Source organism: Collinsella sp. LCP21S3_A3 (assembly GCF_052118905.1).
GTDB lineage: Bacteria > Actinomycetota > Coriobacteriia > Coriobacteriales > Coriobacteriaceae > Collinsella.
This window is the reverse complement of sequence record NZ_JBQKGH010000020.1, coordinates 1-19,860: the sequence shown is the minus strand read 5'-3', so window position 1 is coordinate 19,860 and position 19,860 is coordinate 1. Positions and strand designations below refer to the sequence as shown.

Below are 19,860 nucleotides of genomic sequence, written 5' to 3'. Positions count from 1 at the left end.
GGCGCGGCTGCGCCTATGGCACTTCAACATCATTGTCGCAGCCCCGACCCGCGGTCACGAGCGGGGGCTCCTATCTTTTTAGTGCCCTCGGATTGGGTCATAGTGTCTGTCCGTCCTCTACCTGCGGCAGGTAGTCATTGGGGACTTATGCTCAACCTGCGGCGCCTCAGAGGTAGTCATTGGGGACGTTCTTAAATGACTAGGTTGGGTAAATCACTTTTCGAGTTTATTTAATCTACTTTGTTGGAAATTAAGCTGCCTGCCTACTCAAAGTAATTAACAGCCTTCATCTGCAATTGAAAATATTGCTCGAAAAATCGTCCAAGAAGTCGCGGGGCCCTTTTTGGTGCGTCGCACGTCAAGTGATTTGGCAAGTTCTTGGTTAGATATTGGTTAGTTTTGGGGCAACCTTGCCAAAAGCTTGACGAATGCAAATCTAGACGTCGGCGAATGAACACTTTGAGCGAGCCCGGTGCAAAATTCTGGGCTGATTCTCGATAATCGCTTCCAATCGTCTCTCGCCGCGTGCCGCCCTCGCGTACAATCTGCTCCGACATTCGCGCGCCGCCCGGCGCTTAAGAGGGGAGGACCCATGGCAAACGAGATCTGGACCATCAGGCGTTGTCTCGAGTGGACCAAGGAGTACCTAGCCGAGCGCGGCGAAGAGCACCCCCGTCTTTCTGCCGAGTGGCTGTTGTGCGCCGCCACGGGCCTAGCGCGCATCGACTTATATATGCGTATGGACGACACGCTCGATGCAGCGCAGCTCGAGACCATGCACGCGGCGGTTGTCCGTCGCGCCAAGGGCGAGCCGCTGCAGTACATCACCGGCAGCACGCAGTTCCGCATGATCGACGTCGCGTGCGCCCCCGGCGTGCTCATTCCACGTCCCGAGACCGAGATGCTCGTCGAGGAAGTCCTCAATTATCTGGATGCCGAGGTTCTGAGCCCCGAGGCTGCCACCCGCCAGCGCGTAGAGTTGCCATGGAACGACGAGGTCGAGCAGGCGCGTAAAGCCGAAGTCGCATTGGCTGACGAACGCGCGACTGCCGAGCGCCGTGCCGCCAACCTCACGGCTGCCGATGAGGCGGCGTTGGGCGGAGACGTGCTGGGCAGCCGAGCTTATGCCGAGGAGCTGGCCGATCGTGAGGCCGAGGAAGCCGCCGCGCAGGCAGCTGAGGCCGAGACCGCGGAAGTCGCTGAGCCCGAGCTCGACGAATACGGCATTGCCATCGAAGGCGTCGAACAAGAGACGGCCCTAGTGCAGGATGCCGCCGCGTCTGTGCCTGCCGACCCCCGCATTGCCCGCGTTCTCGAGGTCGGCTGCGGCACAGGCTGCATTTCGCTCTCCCTTGCTTGGGAGCGTCGCGGCCATGTCGCCTGCACCGCTACCGATATCGAGCCGCGCGCCATCGACCTGGCCACCAAAAACCGCGATGCACTCGGGCTGACGTCCGATGAGGTCGCCTTCAGCCTCACGAACCTGGTGAGCTCTATCCCCCGCGAGGAGTGGGGCACCTTCGACGTGCTCGTTTCCAACCCGCCTTATATCCCGACTGACGTCATGCGCTCGCTGCCGCACGAGGTCAAGGACTTTGAGCCCGATTTGGCGCTCGAGGGCGGCGCCGATGGCCTTGATATCTTCCGCCGCCTGCTCAATGCGGCGCCCTATATGCTGCGCGCCGGCGGCCTGTTTGCCTGCGAGCTCTATGAGGGCGCCCTCGACGCCGCGGCCGAGCTCTGCCGCCAGGCGGGTCTTTCGGACGTACGCATCGTCCGTGACCTCACCGATCGTCCCCGCATCGTTCGAGCTATCGTCACCGAGCCCAAACAACGTCAGTAAAGTACGAAGCGTATTGGCGGCGCGGCGGCGGGAGCGCTGCGCCGGAAATGTAAAGAGGCTTGTCACGGCTCAATTACCCCTCACTTTCACCGACTGCTATAGCCGCTCACCAAACCAACATGCGCTGTGGACAAATAGGTTAAACGTTTCGTGCGAGAATGCCCCTCAGTAAACAAACTTTCACCAGAGCGTAAGGGGCTGGCATACACATGCAGACGGTCTATCGGGTATTCGAGGGAGCGCGCGAGCCGCATCGGCTCGCCGTCGAGCGTACGGCCGAGGTGCTCGGCCGTGGCGGCCTGGCCCTAATCCCAACCGAGACCGTCTATGGCGTCGCTGTGGCAGTCAACGCCTTCTCGGACGCCGTGCCCCAAGATACAAGCGAATCTCTGCCGTGGCCGCGCGATCCGCAGGCTGCCGTCAACGGCGCCGCGGTGCCCGCGCTCGGTACCGGCTACCGCCGCATCTTTACCCTCAAGCAGCGTGAGCTCACCCAAACGGTCGCCTGGCTGGTCGATGATGCCGAGGCCCTCGACCGCTACGGCGTGGATATCCCAGAAGAGGCACGCATACTTGCCCGACGATGCTGGCCGGGCGCCCTGACTATTGTGGTCAAGGCGGCTCCCTGCGTGCCGACCTTTATGCGTGCCGCCGACGACACGGTGGCTCTCCGCGCGTCGGCCTCGCCCGTGGTACAGGCGCTCATCTGCACCTGTGGCAGCCCACTTGCCTGTACGAGCGCCAATACACACGGCGCGCCCGCGCCGGCAAGCTTTGCCGACGTTGAAGACCGCATTCTAGAAGGGGTCGACGTGGCCGTCGACGCGGGCGAGACGCCGTGCCGCGACGCTTCGACCATCGTGTCGTTCCAGCACGGCGGGCTCCAGATCCTGCGCCAAGGCGCACTTCCCGCGTCAGAGATTGAGCGGGTCCTGTCCGACCCGATGCAACAGAAAGGTGTAAGCGATGTCGTTGAATCTGGGCAGCCTGGGCATGGAAGATGCCTCGTTTGACTTTGGCGGTTCCTACATCATGGCGCTCGACTGCGGCACCACCTCGGTACTTGCGACCATCGTCGACGAGTACGGCTGCATCGTCGCCCAAGCGCGCCGCAGCGTCAAAACCAGCTTCCCGCGTCCCGGTTGGGTGGAGCAAGACCCCATGGCGGTCCTTGCCAGCCAGATTGCGGTCATGATGGAGGTTCAGTTTAAGAGCGGGATTCATTCCGATCGCATCGCCGCCATCGGTATCTCCAATCAGCGTGAGACCACGGTGGTCTGGGACCGCGTGAGCGGCCAGCCCATCTATAACGCCATCGTATGGCAGTGCCGTCGCACCGCGTCTCTGATCGATAATTTGGTTGAGCAGGGCGCAGAAGAGCTGGTGCGCTCCCGCACGGGGCTTACGCTCGACCCGTATTTCTCGGCCTCCAAGGTGCAGTGGATTCTCGACAACGTCGACGGCGCACGCGAGAGCGCGGCGGCGGGCGACCTCATGTTTGGCACCATCGACACCTGGCTCATCTACAACCTCACCGGCAGCCAGGTCTTTGCCACCGACTACACCAATGCCAGCCGCACGGCACTCTTTAATATCCATACGCTCGATTGGGACGACGACCTGCTGGCGCTCTTTGACGTTCCGCGTTCCATGATGCCCGAGGTTCGCTGGAGCTCGGGCGACTACGGCCGCGTCGCGAGCGACATCATGACCAACATGCCACCCATCATGGGCGTGGCGGGCGACCAGCAGGCGTCGCTGTTCGGCCACTGCTGTTTCCATCCCGGCCAGACCAAAAACACCTATGGCACTGGTTGCTTTATGCTCATGAACACCGGCGACGAGGTCGTCGAATCCAAGAACGGTCTGGTCTCCACCATCGGTATCGCCGCGGACGGGAAGATCAGCTACGCACTCGAGGGTTCCATCTTTGCCGCCGGCTCCACCATGAACTGGCTGCGCAACAACATGGGCATCATCTCGAACGTGAGCGAGTCTGCACAACTCGCCGCTTCGATTAACGACAACGAGGGCTGCTACTTCGTTCCCGCCTTTGCGGGTTTGGGCGCCCCCTGGTGGGACCCGCGTGCCCGCGGTATCGTGTGCGGTCTGACCGGCGCCTCGAGCCGTGCGACCATCGTACGTGCCGCCTGCGAATCCATGGCGTATCAGAGCTACGACGTGCTGCGCGCCATGGAGCAGGACGTGGGGCTTTCGATCGAACGCCTGTCTGTCGATGGCGGCGCGTCGCGCAACGAGTTCATCATGCAATTCCAGGCCGACCTGCTGGATATCCCCGTGCTGCAATGCGAGACGGTGGAGACCACGGCAATCGGTGCCGCGTACTTGGCGGGCCTTGCCGTCGGCTATTGGGAAGACCTGGAAGAGCTGGAGCAAAATGCCCAGATCGTTAGGACCTTCCTTCCCCACATGTCCGCCGAGCGTCGCGAGCAAAACCTTGCGGGCTGGCGCGATGCGGTCAAGCGCTCGCTCAGTACCGCACAGTAGGGCTGCGACGGGCCACTCGATACAGCAAACCGCTAAACTTGTGTATAGCGCGCGGCGGCAACATCGCTGCGCGCCATGCCAGCAAGGTCGTTTTACGGCCGCAACGAAAGGGGCAATCAACTCATGACCGTTACCTACGATGCGTCCCGTGTGACGCTTGTCGATCATCCGCTCGTCCAGCACAAGCTGTCGATCCTGCGCGACAAAAACACCGGCACCAATCAGTTCCGCCAGCTCGTGCGCGAACTCGCGCTTTTTGACGGCTACGAGGCCATGCGCGACCTGCCTATGGAAGACGTCGAGGTCGAGACCCCCATCACTACCGCCACGTTCAAACAGCTCGCCGGCAAGAAACTCGCCATCGTGCCCATCCTGCGTGCGGGCCTTGGCATGGTCGACGGCATCCTCGACCTGGTGCCCTCCGCTCGCGTGGGACACATCGGTATGGAGCGCGACGAGGTTACTCACGAACCGCATGAGTATTACTGCAAAATGCCCAAGGATATCGACCAGCGCATCTGCCTGGTTGTCGACCCCATGCTCGCCACGGGCGGTTCGGCCGAGATGGCCATCAGCTACCTGCGCGAGCGCGGTGTCAAGGACATCCGCATGCTGTGCATCGTCGCGGCCCCCGAGGGCCTCAAGTCGCTGACCGAGAAGGACCCAGATGTGCATATCTATACCTGTGCCATCGACGACCATCTCAACGAGGCTGCCTACATCGTTCCCGGCCTCGGCGACGCCGGCGACCGCATCTACGGCACGCTCTAGTCGCCAGGCATGGGCAGCTGCACGTGCTCATTCGTGCATGATTGGTGCGTGCGGGTGTACGAGTGACGCCTGCACGCATATTTATGAGTGTCGTCGCAGCCACCGAGGGCCCAAAACGCGCTATACCGTAGGTACGGTATAAAGAGTGTCTTAAGAAAATGTACAGTTGTGTATTAACTTACGTTTTCCCACTTGTCATTGCGTATTCGGTTCGTACAATAGTCAACAACGCTGTCGTGCTGCGCTTACGCGGGTGCGGCGGCGTTTGTCAAGTACGCTCGTCGGCCATCGCGACCCATTCGTCCTCAGTGCTCGGCCTTTTGTCCGTTTGACACCCCAAGGGGCTAAAGACGCGATTAAGGTTGGGTAACAGTGCATTGATTTTGCAATCACGCGCCCTAAAATACTAGGACGATGTGAGCGGGGTATGGCTCCATGTGGGTTATATGTCGCGAGAAGGGAACGCACATGCCGGTTGAGCTGGCAGGCCACGTGCCGTTCATCGCAACGGGATTCGTCGTCGGTCTTGTTGCATTTTTGCCGTTGTACCTTGCGCTTGCTTCGGTGCTGGCGCATCGACGCGATGCCAACATGACGGTAGGCATGTTGGGTATCATGGTGTCGTTTGCGGTGCTCTTTATGGGCGTCGTAATTGTGCACCTGGTAGCCCCCGTGGCGCTCATCGCCTTTTTGTGCGGCGAGCTCGCCGGGTTTTTGATTTGTTGGATCGTGATCGCCTGCATGGTGATTATGAAGGATTAAAGGCGTTGCCCCACCTTGGTGCGGGCAAACAGGGAAGGTGGAATCTTGGACGCATTTGCCAAGTTACCCAGCGCGATCGCCGAGCTCGTCGCTGAGTTCTCCTCGGCTCCGGTCGTGGGTGACCTTAACGCGGGCCTGACGCAGTACTCGTTCTGGCTGCTTATCGCCGCTGTCGTCATGTTCGTGGTCTTTTTCGCGTTTACTAAGAAGCAGAAGGTTGTCCCCGAGGGCTTCTTCGTTAACGGCGTCGAGTGGGTCATCGAGTACGTGCAGGACGATATCGCCAAGGGTGTCGTTGGCGACAACTGGAAGAAGCACTTCCCGTTTTTGGCCTCGCTGTTCTTCTTTATCCTGATCAACAACTTTATCGGCCTCATCCCCGGCATGAAGCCCGGCACCGGTGCCATCGGCTGTACCGCCGCCCTCGCACTCGTGTCGTTTGTGTACTTCATCTATTTTGGTATCAAGAAGCACGGCTTCTTTGGGTACTTCAAGAGCCTCGCCCCTGCGGGCGTCGCCTTCCCCATGAACGTCTTCGTGTGGGTCATCGAGCTCTTCTCGCTGTGCCTGCGCCTGGTCACGCTCGCCGTCCGTCTGTTCTGCAACATGTTCGCCGGCCACATCGTCATGGGTTCGTTCGCCATCATGGCCACGCTCTTTGCCCAGCCGATGCTGGAGCACTTTACGGCCATGAACGCCGTGGGCGCCCTGCCCAGCGTGGCGTGGGTTTTGATTCTTTTGGTAATCTACGCCGTCGAGCTGATCGTTGCCTTTGTTCAAGCATACGTTTTTACGGTCCTCGAGGCCGTGTACATTCAGATCGCAGAGGCTGACGCCCACTAGCGGTCGCATTTATTTGGTGTTCGGAGGCGCGGCACCCGCGTGCGCCTCTACAACATAGGTATTTATCCTGCGCACACGCGCACGACAAAGGAGGAATCGTGGGAGTTATCGGATATGGTCTCGGCGTTATCGGTGCCGGTCTCGCAATTGGTCTTGCAGCACTCGGTGCTACGGGCGCTATGGCTCGTCAGCCTGAGGTCCAGGGCCGTGCCTTCACCGTCTTCATTCTTGCATCTGCATTCACCGAGGCTCTGGGCCTGATCGGCTTCGTCGTTACGCTGATTTCGTAATTGAGCACGAAGGTAGTCGCCATGAAGCATTTCAACCACGCGAAAGTCGCTGCTGCGCTGACGGGCGCCATGCTCGCCATGCCGGTGTCGGCATTCGCCGAGGAGTCTGAGAACAAGGCCGAGATCCTCGTCCCCAAGATGGCGGAATTCGTCCCTGCACTCATTGCCTTCCTCATCATCTTCATCGTTTTGGCCAAGTTCGCCTGGCCGCAGATTCTGCAGACGATGGAAGAGCGCGGCAAGCGCATCAAGGACAGCCTCGATGAGGCTGAGACCACCAAGCGCAAGGCCATCGAGGCCCGCAAGGAGTCCGACGCCCTCCTCACCGACGCCCGTCGTCAGGCTGCCGACATCGTGACCGCCGCCCGTCAGGACGCCGAGTCCGAGCGCGCCCGCATTATCGCCAAGGCTCACGAGGAGGCCGAGGACATCATTGCCAAGGCCCACGCCAACGCCGAGGACGAGCGCAACTCCATCTATGCCGCCGCTGCCGGCTCCATCGCCGATCTTTCCGTCTCCGTTGCGACCAAGATTGTCGGCGAGGCCCTCGAGAACGACGACGAGCAGCGTCGTCTGATCGAGCGCTACATCAAGGAAGCAGGTAGCCTGAATGCCTAACAGCCGCATGGAGAACAGGGTTCTCGAGACCTATGCACGCACCCTCCTGGAGGCCGCTAAGGCCGAGGGCCGTGTGTTCCGCGATCTTCACGAGCTTGAGGTCATCGCGAACGCCAGCCCCGAGGTGCTTGCTGTCCTCGGTACCGTGTTCGAGCGCGGCCAGCTCGATCTTCTGCCGCAGATTGCATCGGCTTATCGGATGGTAACCGCGACCGACGAGGACGTCGTAGGCGTCACCGTCACCACGGCTGTCCCGCTCGATGACGAGCTGCGCCGCACGATTACCGAGAAATGCGAGGCCGATCTAAAGCGCAAGGTGTTCCTGATCGAGAAGGTCGATCCGTCCATCATCGGCGGTCTGATTCTCGAGGCCCGCGGCCAGCGTCGCGACGTTACCGTCAAGACCCAGCTGCGCGCAGCGCGTGAGGCCCTCGGTTCCACGATTTTGAATAACGGAGGTGAAGCCTAGTTATGTCCGATACCCTCAATGCCGAAAGCATCGCCCGCGCCCTGCAGGCGAAGCTCGATGGCCTGGCGGCTACCGTCGACACGCAAGAGGTTTCCCATGTTGACGAGGTTGGCGACGGCATCGCGCGCGTCTCGGGACTGCGCAACGCCATGGCCGGCGAGCTCTTGGAGTTCAAGAGCTCCGAGACCGGCGAGACCGTCTACGGCCTTGCCCAGAACCTCGACCGCGATGAGGTCGGTGCTGTTCTGTTCGGCGCCGTCAACGTCATCAAGGAAGGCGACGAGTGCCGTACCACCGGTCGCGTCATGGATATTCCCGTGAGCCGCGCCATGCTCGGTCGCGTCGTCAACCCGCTGGGCCAGCCCATCGACGGCCTGGGCGATATCGTCGCCACGCACCGTCGCCCCATCGAGTTCAAGGCCCCCGGCGTTATCGACCGCACCCCGGTCTGCGAGCCGGTTCAGACTGGTCTGCTCGCTATCGACTCCATGGTTCCTATCGGCCGTGGCCAGCGTGAGCTCATCATCGGCGACCGTAAGACCGGCAAGACCGCCATCGCGATCGATGCCATCCTCAACCAGCGCGGTAAGGACATGGTCTGCATCTACGTCGCTATCGGCCAGAAGGCCTCTACGGTTGCCAACATCCGTGAGACCCTCGCCCAGCACGGCGCACTCGACTACACCATCATCGTCTCGGCTACCGCTGCCGACTCGGCCCCTATGCAGTACATCGCCCCTATGGCCGGTGCCGCTATCGGCGAGTTCTTTATGTACAACGGCGAGAACGGCGAGCCCGCCAGCGAGACCAACCCCGGCGGCCATGTGCTCGTCATCTACGATGACCTATCCAAGCAGGCTGTCGCCTATCGTCAGATGTCGCTTACGCTGCATCGTCCGCCCGGACGCGAGGCCTATCCTGGCGACATCTTCTACCTGCACTCTCGCCTGCTCGAGCGTGCCGTCAAGATGTCCAAGAAGAACGGCTACGGCTCCATGACGGCCCTGCCGGTCATCGAGACCCAGGACGGCGACGTTTCGGCCTACATTCCGACCAACGTCATTTCCATTACCGATGGTCAGATCTACCTGCAGTCCGAGCTCTTCTTCCAGGGCCAGCGCCCGGCAGTCGACGTCGGCATCTCGGTGTCGCGCGTCGGTGGCTCCGCTCAGACCAAGGCCATGAAGCAGGTCGCCGGCAACCTCCGTCTGGACCTTGCCGCCTACCGTGAGCTCGCCGGTTTTACCCAGTTCGGTTCCGACCTGGATGCAGCCACCCAAAAGCAGCTTACCCACGGTGCGCACATGACCGAGCTTCTTAAGCAGGCGCGCTTTAAGCCGTTCGACGTCGCCGAGCAGATCGTTACGCTGTTCGCCGGCAACGAGGGCTTTATCGACGACCTGCCCCTTTCCGAGGTGCTGCCGTTCCGCTCCGAGCTGCTCGAGTACATGAATGCTGGCTTTGGCGGCTTGCTGCAGAAGGTCCGTACCAACAAGATCGACGGCGAGACCAAAGAGCAGCTGCTTCAGGCCATCACCGATTTCAAGAACGAGTACGCCTCCAAGCATGCCTCCACCGCGAGCGCAGCTGAGGGCGCAGAGGAGAACTAAGCTCTATGGCTAACCTTCGCGACATTAAGAAGCGAATCTCCTCGGTCACGAGCACCAAGCAGATCACGCGCACGATGGAGATGGTATCTACGGCCAAGATCCGTCGCGCGCTCGATCGAGCCACGCAGGCTGAGCCCTACAAGAAGGCGCTTACCGACGTCATGCACACCGTTGCGAGCGATACAGAGACTGCCGGCGACAACCCCATGCTCAAGACGCATGAGGAGTTCAAGCGCGGTCTGATCATCGCGATCACGTCCGATCGCGGTCTGGCGGGCGGCTTCAACGTCAACGTTGAGCGCACCTGCGAGAAAATCGCTCGCGAATGGGCGCATGATGGCGCCGAGTGCGAGATCATCGCATGCGGTCGCAAGGCGAGCGAGTATTTCCGCAGCCGTGCCAACACGGTCATGCACTTCGAGGGTTCCTCGGCCGACCCGAGCCTCGAGGATGCCCGCATGATCGCGAGCTATATCTGCGACGAGTACTCCAAGGGTCAGCTCGACCGCGTCGAGATCGTGTACCATCACGCTCGCAACCGCGTCGATCAGGTTCTTCGTACCGAGCATTTGCTTCCGCTCGACCCCGAGATGATCGCCATGGCACATGGCCCGCGCAAGAACGCAGACGAGGGCCCCGAGCGCGTCTCGTCCTCGTTCAAGTTCGTGCCGAGCGCCCAGCATGTGTTGGCTGAGCTGGTCCCCAGCTACATCCTGACCGTCATTCACCAGGCGCTGATCGATTCGGCCGCCGCCGAGCAGGGTGCGCGCCGTAAGGCCATGCACTCCGCCACGGAGAACGCGTCGTCGATCATCTCGACTCTTACCCGTACGTATAACCGCGTGCGTCAGGCTTCCATTACCACGGAGATCAACGAGATCGTGGGCGGAGCCGCAGCATTGGAGGAACACTAATGGCAGATACCACCGTTAAAGCGGCGGTCGAGGAGGCCACGGCACGTCAGACGGCCGGTGAGGGGCGTATCGTCCGTATCATCGGCGCAGTTGTCGACGTTAAGTTCGATGGCGCTGTCCCCTCGATCTACAACGCGCTCACGGTCGAGGCCGATACGCCGATGGGTCACATCAGCACCATCCTGGAGGTTGAGTCTCAGCTTCCCGGCGGTGTCGTTCGTACCGTCGCCATGACGTCGACCGACGGCTTGCAGCGCGGCGTCGTCGCGGTCGACACCGGCGCACCCATGAAGATGCCCGTCGGCCCCGAGACCCTCGGCCGCATTTGGAATGTTATGGGCCAGCCTGTCGATGGCAAGCCCATGCCCCAGATCGATGAGTTTTATCCCATCCATCACCCGGCACCTCATTTCGACGAGCTCACTACCAAGACCGAGATCTTCGAGACCGGCATTAAGGCCGTCGACCTGCTCGAGCCCTACATCCGTGGCGGCAAGACGGGTCTGTTTGGCGGTGCCGGCGTCGGCAAGACCGTTCTGATTCAGGAGCTCATCAACAACCTCGCCCAGGAGCATGGCGGCACCTCGGTGTTCACCGGCGTTGGCGAGCGTACCCGTGAGGGTACCGACCTGTTCCTCGAGATGAGCGAGTCTGGCGTTATCGATAAGACCTGCTTGGTCTACGGTCAGATGAACGAGCCGCCTGGAGCGCGTCTGCGCATTGGTCTGGCCGGCCTCACCACCGCTGAGTACTTCCGCGATCGTGGCCAGGACGTCCTGCTGTTCATCGATAACATTTTCCGCTTCTCCCAGGCCGGTTCCGAGGTTTCCGCCCTTCTGGGCCGTATGCCGTCCGCTGTTGGCTACCAGCCCACGCTGGCTACCGAGATGGGCGACCTCCAGGAGCGCATTACCTCGACCAAGACGGGTTCCATCACCTCCGTTCAGGCTGTCTACGTCCCTGCAGACGACCTGACCGACCCGGCTCCCGCCACGACGTTTACACACCTCGACGCCACGACCGTTCTTTCGCGTTCCATCGCCGAGCTCGGTCTGTATCCCGCAATCGACCCCTTGGCTTCCTCTTCCGACGCCCTGGATCCCTCGATTGTCGGCGAGGAGCACTATCGTGTGGCCGTCGCAGTCCAAGAGCTGCTCCAGGAGTACTCCGACCTGCAGGACATCATCGCCATTCTGGGTATGGACGAGCTTTCCGAGGAGCAGCGCCTTACGGTCAACCGTGCCCGTAAGCTCCAGCAGTTCCTGTCTCAGTCCTTCCACGTCGCCGAGCAGTTCACCGGCAACCCCGGTGTCTACATCCGTGTCGAGGACACGGTCCGCTCGTTTGCCGCCATTGTCGACGGCGAGTGCGACGACCTGCCCGAGCAGGCGTTCCGTTATGCGTCCACGATTGACGACGTGCGCGAGCGCGCCGCCAAGATGGAGGAGAAGTAGTGGCTATGCAAATCCGCATCGTGTGTCCGGAGAGCTGCGCCTATGAAGGCGAGGCGGCATTTGTCGCCCTGCCTTCCACGGACGGCGAGTTCGGCATTCTTCCGCGTCACGCTAGCGAGATCTGCACGATCGATCGCGGCTACGTTCGCGTTTGTGATAAGCAAATGGGCACCGTCGACCACACGTTTGCTGTGGACGGCGGCTATGCCCAGGTTGCGGACGATGTCGTGATTGTCCTCGCCGAGCGCGCTTGCGATTTGGCGACCGTCGATGCCGACAAGCTTAAAGCTGATATTCAAGGTTTTGAAGAGAAGCTGGGTAATTTGTCGGAGGATGATGCACGCCGCGCCTACCTCTATAATGAAATCGCATGGTGTAAGCTCATGCTTGCCCAATAGTCAAACGATTTGGCGTTCGACCATTTGCGAACACATCATGCCCGGGATGGCCCAGCCATCCCGGGCATGCTTTTTGAAAGGGTAGACCTTGGATATTATCCGTGTTGAAGGTGGCCACACCATCGGAGGCTCCGTGCCCGTTTCGGGTGCAAAGAACTCTGCACTCAAACTCATGGCGGCAACGCTTCTGGCACCGGGGAAGACGACGCTGCAGAACGTGCCCGATATCTCGGATGTCCACGTGATGGGCAAGGTGCTCAAGGGCATGGGCGCCACGATCGATGTCCTCGACGAGCACACGCTCGAGATTGATACCTCTCAGGTTGATTCCTGGGAGGCTCCCTATGAGCTCGTTGCCAAGATGCGCGCCTCCACGGCCGTGATGGGACCCCTGCTGGGCCGTTTCCATCGCGCCAAGATCGCCATGCCCGGCGGCTGCAACCTGGGCGCTCGCAAGATCGACATGCATATCTTGGGTCTTGAGGCCTTGGGCGTTGAGTTCGATACCGCCCACGGCTACATCAACGCCAACGCGCCCCAGGGCCTACACGGTACCACCGTCACGCTCGAATTTGCCAGCGTCGGCGCTACCGAGAACCTCATCATGGCGGCCGTGCGCGCACAAGGCACTACGGTTATCGATAATGCGGCTCGCGAGCCCGAGATCGTCGACCTTGCCAATATGCTCAACGAGATGGGCGCCAAGATTGTTGGCGCCGGCACGCCCGTCGTGACCATCGAAGGTGTGGACGAGTTGCATCCCGTTACCCATCGCGTGGTGGGCGACCGCATCGAGGCCGGCACCTTTATCGTTGCCGGTGCTCTGATGGCCGATGACCGCGGTGTCGACGTTACGGGCTTTTGCCCCATTCACTTGGGCATGGTGCTCAAGAAGATGGAGCTCATGGGCATCGAGTGTGAGCGAATCGAGAATGGCGTTCACGTGAGTCGTGTCGAGCACATCAGGCCGGTCGATATTCAGACACTCCCGTTCCCGGGCTTCCCGACGGACATGCAGGCGCAGATCATGGTGCTTTCCGCTCTTGCTGATGGCAGCTCTGTGATTACCGAGAATATCTTCGAGAACCGCTTCATGTTCGCGTCGGAGCTGGTCCGTATGGGCGCGGATATCCGCATCGAAAGCCATCACGCCATGATTCATGGCGTCAAGGGGTTCTCGGGTGCACAGGTTACCTCGCCTGATCTGCGCGGCGGCGCCGCGCTCGTCGTTGCTGGCCTTATCGCCGACGGCGTTACCGAGGTCTCGGCCATCCATCACATCAAACGTGGCTATGAGCAGTTGGTCGAAAAACTGCAGGCACTTGGTGCAAACGTCGAGCACGCCACTGTTCCCGATCCCGTCATCTACTAATGCAGGTTGCCTATGTTTAATAATAAGAAGCCCTTAGCGGATACTCGAAGACCTTCAACTGGCGCACAGGCCAAGATCTACAGTCGCGATAATGTTGCACGCTACTCCGAGCGCGCTCGTCAGCGCCGCCGCGGCCAGACAATCCGTCGCGTTGCGCTTATCGCCGTGCTTGGCGTGCTGTTGAGCGCTACGACTGCCGCCGGGCTGTGGTTCGCCAGCATTATGGGCAAGCTCGGCGATTCCAATGTCATTACCGACAATCTGCGCCACATCTTGGTGGATACCGATGAGGCCAAGGATCCGTTCTACGTGCTTCTTTTGGGTACCGATGGTCGTCCGGGCGAGGACACGTATCGCGCCGATTCAATTATCTTGGCGCGCATCGACCCTACGCAAAAGCAGGCTACGCTTATATCCATTCCACGTGATACCAAGGTTGTCTATAACGGCGAAACCATGAAGGTCAACGCCTGCCATACCTATGGCGGTGCCGAGGCCATGGTTCAAGCGGTCAATGAGCTGTGCGGCGTGCAGATTTCCCACTATGCCGAGGTTAGCTTTGACGGTATGCAATCATTGATTGACTCTGTGGGCGGTATCGACATCAACGCCACCGACGATGTCGATGACCCCGAGCATCTGGACATTAAGATTACGGCAGGCCAGCAGCACATGGACGGTGCTACCGCGCTCACCTATGCCCGTTGCCGCTATACCTATGCCGACGGCGACTATACGCGCATGCGTCACCAACGCCAGGTGCTTGGTGCCCTTGCCAACCAGATTCTCAACAACTTTGATGCTACGAAGGTCTTCGACCTGGTTAATTCGCTGTCCGATATGCTTGTGACCGATATGAGCGTTCAGGACATCGTGTCTACGGTCAATGCTATGCGCGGCATGGATGTCGATGGCATCTATTCGGCGAATCTGCCTTCCTACGCAGATGAAACCACCATGATCGACGGCCAGAGCTATGTCTTTGTCTACGAGGACGAGCTTAAGGAGATGATGGCGCGCGTCGATGCCGGCAAGGATCCTAAGGGACCAAACACCATGGGCCTATCCGACGGAACCAGCTCCACAATCGGTGATTTGAGCAACCATACTTCTGACGATTACGCCTACGGTACGGCAGGTTCGTCGGAAAGCTCGGGCGATTCGAGCTATTCGGACGATTCGGATTACAGCTCATATTATTACGAGGAGCCCACTGGCGACGGCAACGGTTACGAAGCCAACTACTAGGGTTGCGCGGGCTTGCCAGTCCGCGCAACGGCTCGACGTTGCGCGCCGCCCAGAGCGACAATTTGTCATTCAAAAGGCAGGGCATGACCAGAATCAATGTCCTGCCTTTTTCATGCCAACTTGTTCGCCCTGGACGTCGCTCGCTGACGTTGATTCAACCAGCGATGCCGACTACTCCCCTTGCACCAAAAAATCGCCCCGTTCTCGGTTTTGAGGACGGGGCGATTTTGCTTACCTAGATTATTCGAGTTCCTTATGCGAAGCGGGCGACGAGCTCCTGCAAGACGTCGGTCATCTTGACGAGCGAGCTGACCGGAACAAACTCGTTGACGCCGTGGTAGCAGTAGCCGCCCGTCGAAAGGTTGGGACAGGGCAGGCCGCGGAACGACAGCTGTGCACCGTCGGTGCCGCCGCGAATCGGCAGCACCTGGGGCTCAACATCGCAGGCAAGGAAGGATTCCTTAGCGACATCGATCAGCTCTGGGTAGTCGCGGACAATCTCGGCCATGTTACGGTACTGGTGCTTGATCTCGACCGTTACGCGCTCCTCGCCCAGACGCTGGTTGAGCAGCGCGGCGGCAGCATCCATCAGATCGAGCTTCTGCTGGAACTTGGCGGCATCGTGATCACGGACGATATAGCGCGCCGTGGCATGGTCGACTGTGGCAGAAACGCCCTCGAGGTGATAGAAGCCCTCGTAGCCCTCGGTGTATTCCGGACGCTGCACGTAGGGAAGCAGGGCATTGAAGTCGCAGAACAGATTGCCCGCGTTAACCATGCGGCCCTTGGCGTCGCCGGGGTGAATGGACTGGCCCTCAAAGCTAACGGTAGCCTCGGCGGCGTTGAAGCACTCCCACTCAAGCTCGCCAACCGGACCGCCGTCGACTGTGTAGGCATACTTACAGCCAAAGTCCTCGATATCCAACAGCTCGGCACCGTGGCCGATTTCCTCGTCCGGGCAGAAACAAATACCAAGCGTGGGGTGGGGCAGGCTGGGGTCCTGTGCAATGCGTGCGACGAGCGCCATAATCTCGGCGACACCGGCCTTATCGTCGGCGCCCAGCAGCGTGGTGCCGTCGGTGCAAACCAGGTCCTCGCCCAAAAGGTTGTTGAGGGCGGGGAGCTTGGCGGTGCTCATGGATACGGGCTTGCCGTCGACGATGCCGCAAACCAGGTCGCCGCCCTCGTAGTGCACGATGTGCGGCGCTACGCCGGCGCCCGGTGCGACCTCGGTGGTGTCGAGGTGCGCGATCAGGCCCAAGGCGGGCTTATTCTCGGAGCCGGCGCTCGCGGGAATGTGAGCGCAGACATAGGCGTTTTCGGTTACATGGGCATCGGTTGCACCAAGCTCGCGCAATTCCTCGGCAAGCACATTGGCAAGATCAAACTGGACGGTGCTCGACGGCACCTGGTCACAGTTGGCATCCTCGGACTGTGTGTTGATCTGGACGTAGCGCAAGAAACGCTCGAGTACGTCGGGGTTCGTGGTGGTGTTTTCCATAGAGACCGCTCCAATCTTGGTTGTCGTGTGCATCAAGAACTCTAGCACGGTATGCCGCGGCATACCGCGACGCTTGGATGGGGTAGAATCAGCCATTGAATGCAGAAGGGACGGATGTTCATGGATACGACAAATAGCTCGCGCGAGCTACATCTAACGGTGGCGAACGAAGACTACTTGGAGTGCATGGTTCGCATCGAGCGCGAGGATGGGGAGACTAATGGCGTGCGGTCGGTCGATATCGCACAGCGCCTTGGCGTTTCGAAGGCATCGGTCAACAAGGCGGTTTCGGCTCTCAAGGCATCCGAACTTGTCGAGCAGTCTCACTACGGCAAGGTTATCCTGACCAACCGTGGGCGCGAGGTCGGTTTGGCTATCTGGTATCGCCATCGCCTGATTCGCACATTTTTGGTCCAGGAGCTCGGCGTCGACTTTGAGCGCGCCGATGCCGAGGCCTGTATGATGGAGCACGCGCTTTCCGAGGACACAATGGTCCGTTGGCTCGCCTATCTCGAAAAGCAGGGAATCAGCATCGAGGAATAGCGAAACATATATATGGATACGAGTTATTACAATCGCTTCGGCGGCGAGGAGCTTATGCGCCGACTTGCCAGCGAGACGCTGCTGGCACAGGGTCCGATGGGCAGCGTGCTGCTGAGTGAATACGGTGCTGCCGATATTCCGCCGGCATTTTGGAACCTCGCCGAACCGCAGACGGTTTCTCGCATCCACCGACTGTATGCCGCCGCTGGTGCACAGGTGCTTATTACCAATACGTTCCAGGCATCGGGTTTTGCGCTCGATCGCGATGAAATCGCTCCATCTATGGCAGAGGTCAATCGCGGGGCGGTCGACGATGCCCGCCAGGCAAATCCCCAGCTATTGCTGGGGTCCATGGGGCCTATTGCGATTGAGTGGTTTGTCGAGGATTCTTCCGAGTATCGAGAGATTCGCGCAAATGCTCGCGAGCAGGCGTCCGCCCTGCTCAACGCCGGCGTCGACGGGATTCTGGTCGAGACGATCACGTCTATCCGCAATCTGCAGCCCGTGCTCGCCGGTGTCCATGATGCCGCTGATGGCATGCCCGTTCTGGTGAGCTTTGCTATTGATGACAAGGGCGACCTGCTGGGTGATGGCCTAAACATCGAAGGTGCCATCTTGTATGCCGAGAAGCACGGTGCGAGCTCGGTTGGGGTCAATTGCTGCACCCTGACAGCGGCTACCGCTGCGGTACCAAGAATGGTCAAGATAGCCACGACGCCCGTTACCGTACGTCCCAATGCGGGAAATCCGGTCCAAACGCAAGATGGGCCCGTGTGGCACGAGGACCCCGAAGCTTTCGCGCGCGCATGCGTCGAGTGGAAGCGGGCTGGCGCCGCAATGGCTGGTGGCTGTTGCGGAACCACGGCGATCACGACGGCTGCTATGGCAGACGCGCTCGATATATAGAGTCCCAAGAAAAGCACATTCGAATTACCGCCCCAACCGGGGCGGGTTTTTTGTCTATATGCGCCCTCGACGGCTTTTGCCTAAACGGTGAATGCGTGCGCCGGCGGCTTGCCGGGCACTCGTTGCGGGTATACCACTTGCGTACCATGATCCAAACACTGCGAGGTGTCTGCGAGTGTGCGCGATAATTCATTTTGGAACTGATGGCTGGCGCGCTCGCGTCGGCGAGGATTTTAACGCTGACAATGTTGCCCGTATCGCTGATGCCGCCGGCGAGCTCTGGCAAAAGACATATCCCGGCAAGACGGTATATATCGGGTATGACACCCGTCCCCGGGCGCGCGAGTTTGCAGAACTTGCAGCTGGCGTGCTTGCGGCCCATGGCCTTGATGCCGTGCTCGCGGCCCGTTTTGTACCCACGCCTGCCATCACGTGGGCTGCCGCATACGATGGCGAGGCGTGCGGGGCGCTCATGGTGACCGGTTCACATCATCCGCAGGGCTATCTCTGTCTCAAACTGCGCATGGGCGATGGTTCCACGGCAAACCAGGACGTCATCGAAGAACTCGAGGCAACGATGGCCGCCGAACCTCTGGGGCTCGAGGAGCAGTATCGCACGGCGGATATCATTCCCGACTATATGCGAGCGGTAGCATCGTTTGTCGATGCCGATGCCATTCGTGCCGCTCGTCTGCGCGTGGTGGTCGACCCCATGGGGGGAGCGGCTCAAGGTTATCTTGCCGATTTGCTGCGCGAGCTGGGTGTTGAGGTCCATGAGATTCATGCGGGGCAAGCATCGGATTGGAGGGATATCTGTCCCGATCCCGTAGAGCCGTGGGTGGATGCCTGCGAGCGTGCAGTTATCGAAGACGGCGCGTGTGCCGGCCTGGTGACCGATGGCGATGCTGACCGTATTGGCGCGGTCGACGAGCGCGGTAGATATATACATCCGCATCAGATCATGGCGCTCGTAATGGGCGAATTGGTTCAGTTTCGCAATTTGAAGGGGCGAGTCGTCGTCAATCTATCGTGCTCGACGCTTGTACGTCGTGTTGCCGAGGCACTCGGTTGCCGCGTGACCGTAAAACCGGTTGGCTTCAAATATATAGCCGCCGAGATGAAAAAAGACGGGGTGCTTATGGGCGGTGAGGAGGCCGGTGGCATCGGCATTGCCGCGCATATGCCCGAGCGTGACGGCATCCTCGCTTGCCTACTCCTGTGTGAGCTCATGGCAAAGACGGGGGCTTCGCTGGGCGTGCTGGTCGATCAGCTCGAGGCGAGTTTTGGAAAAACAAGTTATGGCCGCCGAGATTTACGACTTGAGGCAGAAGATGCCGAGTCGCTGCGCACGCTGCTTCCCGGTGTGAATCCCAAGTCGATTTGCGGCAAGGCGCCGCAGAGCGTAAGTCACATGGACGGCTTGCGTTTGGCATTTGAGGATGATACCTGGCTGTTGGTTCGCCCGAGTGGCACTGAGCCGGTGGTGCGAGTGTACGCCGAGGGCTTTTCGGTGGAGGAGCGCGACGAGTTGCTTGATGCCGGCTGCGCTTTGGCTCGGGGCGCATATCGGCTCTAGCCATGGGGCTGATCAATATAAAGATATGCTCGGCGAGTGGTAGGTAACGACTGGCAAGCGTCAGCTGCGGGTATAAATGTGTAGGAGTTGTGTGCAACCAGATTCCCGCCCCGCGGGCCCCTCCGGTCTGGCAATATATCTCCTTGCCGCGCGGCCCGGTCGGACCGGGAACCGGCGCAGGCGTGCACCTTGAGAACCGGATACTGCGAGGATGGACACACCAGATGTGTCGCA

Annotated in this window: 19 protein-coding genes; 18 read left to right on the top strand and 1 reads right to left on the bottom strand. The window is 60.2% G+C overall.

Annotated features, from left to right (window positions below; translation table 11 throughout):
- The first annotated feature begins 592 nt into the window (after positions 1-592).
- The 15 genes from ACTQ0H_RS08230 (at position 593) to ACTQ0H_RS08160 (ending at position 15,100) form a co-directional block, all read left to right on the top strand.
- Positions 593-1,843 (top strand): N5-glutamine methyltransferase family protein, encoded by a 1,251-nt coding sequence (locus tag ACTQ0H_RS08230; RefSeq protein ID WP_441031993.1) that lies wholly within the window; start codon positions 593-595, stop codon positions 1,841-1,843.
- 209 nt (positions 1,844-2,052) lie between these two features.
- Positions 2,053-2,856, top strand: coding sequence for an L-threonylcarbamoyladenylate synthase (locus ACTQ0H_RS08225; protein WP_229770733.1), 804 nt, complete (start codon positions 2,053-2,055; stop codon positions 2,854-2,856).
- Positions 2,810-4,351, top strand: coding sequence for a glycerol kinase GlpK (gene glpK, locus ACTQ0H_RS08220; RefSeq protein ID WP_427796111.1), 1,542 nt, complete (start codon positions 2,810-2,812; stop codon positions 4,349-4,351). The genes ACTQ0H_RS08225 and glpK overlap by 47 nt, the downstream gene beginning before the upstream one ends.
- A 123-nt stretch (positions 4,352-4,474) precedes the next feature.
- Positions 4,475-5,122: a uracil phosphoribosyltransferase gene (gene upp, locus ACTQ0H_RS08215; protein WP_040359658.1), complete on the top strand. Its 648-nt coding sequence runs from the start codon at positions 4,475-4,477 to the stop codon at positions 5,120-5,122.
- 468 nt (positions 5,123-5,590) lie between these two features.
- A complete protein-coding gene (locus ACTQ0H_RS08210; RefSeq protein ID WP_441031998.1) occupies positions 5,591-5,884 on the top strand; it encodes a hypothetical protein in 294 nt (97 codons plus the stop codon).
- A gap of 45 nt (positions 5,885-5,929) precedes the next feature.
- Positions 5,930-6,727: a F0F1 ATP synthase subunit A gene (atpB, locus tag ACTQ0H_RS08205; RefSeq protein WP_441032000.1), complete on the top strand. Its 798-nt coding sequence runs from the start codon at positions 5,930-5,932 to the stop codon at positions 6,725-6,727.
- A gap of 98 nt (positions 6,728-6,825) precedes the next feature.
- Positions 6,826-7,017, top strand: coding sequence for an ATP synthase F0 subunit C (locus ACTQ0H_RS08200; protein WP_427727739.1), 192 nt, complete (start codon positions 6,826-6,828; stop codon positions 7,015-7,017).
- Between the two features lie 21 nt (positions 7,018-7,038).
- Positions 7,039-7,635: a F0F1 ATP synthase subunit B gene (atpF, locus tag ACTQ0H_RS08195; protein ID WP_427727741.1), complete on the top strand. Its 597-nt coding sequence runs from the start codon at positions 7,039-7,041 to the stop codon at positions 7,633-7,635.
- Positions 7,628-8,104: a F0F1 ATP synthase subunit delta gene (locus ACTQ0H_RS08190; protein ID WP_427727743.1), complete on the top strand. Its 477-nt coding sequence runs from the start codon at positions 7,628-7,630 to the stop codon at positions 8,102-8,104. The genes atpF and ACTQ0H_RS08190 overlap by 8 nt, the downstream gene beginning before the upstream one ends.
- A gap of 2 nt (positions 8,105-8,106) precedes the next feature.
- Positions 8,107-9,714 carry a F0F1 ATP synthase subunit alpha gene (gene atpA, locus ACTQ0H_RS08185; RefSeq protein ID WP_441548040.1) on the top strand — a complete coding sequence of 536 codons (1,608 nt, stop codon included), beginning with the start codon at positions 8,107-8,109 and terminating at the stop codon, positions 9,712-9,714.
- Between the two features lie 5 nt (positions 9,715-9,719).
- Complete coding sequence (atpG, locus tag ACTQ0H_RS08180) at positions 9,720-10,628, top strand: ATP synthase F1 subunit gamma (RefSeq protein ID WP_441049241.1); 909 nt, start codon at positions 9,720-9,722, stop codon at positions 10,626-10,628.
- Positions 10,628-12,082, top strand: coding sequence for a F0F1 ATP synthase subunit beta (gene atpD / locus ACTQ0H_RS08175; protein ID WP_427727748.1), 1,455 nt, complete (start codon positions 10,628-10,630; stop codon positions 12,080-12,082). The genes atpG and atpD overlap by 1 nt, the downstream gene beginning before the upstream one ends.
- A 5-nt stretch (positions 12,083-12,087) precedes the next feature.
- Positions 12,088-12,480 carry an ATP synthase F1 subunit epsilon gene (gene atpC / locus ACTQ0H_RS08170; RefSeq protein ID WP_427727755.1) on the top strand — a complete coding sequence of 131 codons (393 nt, stop codon included), beginning with the start codon at positions 12,088-12,090 and terminating at the stop codon, positions 12,478-12,480.
- 88 nt (positions 12,481-12,568) lie between these two features.
- Positions 12,569-13,852, top strand: a complete 1,284-nt coding sequence (gene murA / locus ACTQ0H_RS08165; protein ID WP_441548039.1) for a UDP-N-acetylglucosamine 1-carboxyvinyltransferase — start codon at positions 12,569-12,571, stop codon at positions 13,850-13,852.
- 12 nt (positions 13,853-13,864) lie between these two features.
- Entirely contained in the window at positions 13,865-15,100 is a 1,236-nt protein-coding gene (locus ACTQ0H_RS08160) for an LCP family protein (protein WP_441548038.1), read from the top strand.
- 253 nt (positions 15,101-15,353) lie between these two features.
- On the opposite strand, the gene pepT is transcribed toward ACTQ0H_RS08160, so the two are convergent.
- Positions 15,354-16,601 carry a peptidase T gene (pepT, locus tag ACTQ0H_RS08155; protein ID WP_427719695.1) on the bottom strand — a complete coding sequence of 416 codons (1,248 nt, stop codon included), beginning with the start codon at positions 16,599-16,601 and terminating at the stop codon, positions 15,354-15,356.
- A 120-nt stretch (positions 16,602-16,721) separates the two neighbouring features.
- On the opposite strand from pepT, the gene ACTQ0H_RS08150 reads away from it, so the two are divergent.
- From ACTQ0H_RS08150 to ACTQ0H_RS08140, 3 genes are all read left to right on the top strand, one after another.
- Complete coding sequence (locus ACTQ0H_RS08150; protein ID WP_441538266.1) at positions 16,722-17,144, top strand: metal-dependent transcriptional regulator; 423 nt, start codon at positions 16,722-16,724, stop codon at positions 17,142-17,144.
- A gap of 12 nt (positions 17,145-17,156) precedes the next feature.
- Positions 17,157-18,050: a homocysteine S-methyltransferase family protein gene (locus ACTQ0H_RS08145; protein ID WP_441538268.1), complete on the top strand. Its 894-nt coding sequence runs from the start codon at positions 17,157-17,159 to the stop codon at positions 18,048-18,050.
- 175 nt (positions 18,051-18,225) lie between these two features.
- A complete protein-coding gene (locus ACTQ0H_RS08140; RefSeq protein ID WP_427719693.1) occupies positions 18,226-19,626 on the top strand; it encodes a phosphoglucomutase/phosphomannomutase family protein in 1,401 nt (466 codons plus the stop codon).
- The last annotated feature ends 234 nt before the right edge of the window (positions 19,627-19,860 follow it).

Coding starts and splice junctions, on each gene's coding strand:
- ACTQ0H_RS08230 (WP_441031993.1), top strand. CDS start 593: ATGGCAAACGAGATCTGGACCATCAGGCGTTGTCTCGAGTGGACCAAG.
- atpD (WP_427727748.1), top strand. CDS start 10,628: ATGGCAGATACCACCGTTAAAGCGGCGGTCGAGGAGGCCACGGCACGT.
- atpG (WP_441049241.1), top strand. CDS start 9,720: ATGGCTAACCTTCGCGACATTAAGAAGCGAATCTCCTCGGTCACGAGC.
- ACTQ0H_RS08145 (WP_441538268.1), top strand. CDS start 17,157: ATGGATACGAGTTATTACAATCGCTTCGGCGGCGAGGAGCTTATGCGC.
- ACTQ0H_RS08190 (WP_427727743.1), top strand. CDS start 7,628: ATGCCTAACAGCCGCATGGAGAACAGGGTTCTCGAGACCTATGCACGC.
- atpA (WP_441548040.1), top strand. CDS start 8,107: ATGTCCGATACCCTCAATGCCGAAAGCATCGCCCGCGCCCTGCAGGCG.
- glpK (WP_427796111.1), top strand. CDS start 2,810: ATGTCGTTGAATCTGGGCAGCCTGGGCATGGAAGATGCCTCGTTTGAC.
- ACTQ0H_RS08210 (WP_441031998.1), top strand. CDS start 5,591: ATGCCGGTTGAGCTGGCAGGCCACGTGCCGTTCATCGCAACGGGATTC.
- ACTQ0H_RS08150 (WP_441538266.1), top strand. CDS start 16,722: ATGGATACGACAAATAGCTCGCGCGAGCTACATCTAACGGTGGCGAAC.
- atpF (WP_427727741.1), top strand. CDS start 7,039: ATGAAGCATTTCAACCACGCGAAAGTCGCTGCTGCGCTGACGGGCGCC.
- atpC (WP_427727755.1), top strand. CDS start 12,088: ATGCAAATCCGCATCGTGTGTCCGGAGAGCTGCGCCTATGAAGGCGAG.
- ACTQ0H_RS08225 (WP_229770733.1), top strand. CDS start 2,053: ATGCAGACGGTCTATCGGGTATTCGAGGGAGCGCGCGAGCCGCATCGG.
- ACTQ0H_RS08160 (WP_441548038.1), top strand. CDS start 13,865: ATGTTTAATAATAAGAAGCCCTTAGCGGATACTCGAAGACCTTCAACT.
- pepT (WP_427719695.1), bottom strand. CDS start 16,601: ATGGAAAACACCACCACGAACCCCGACGTACTCGAGCGTTTCTTGCGC.
- upp (WP_040359658.1), top strand. CDS start 4,475: ATGACCGTTACCTACGATGCGTCCCGTGTGACGCTTGTCGATCATCCG.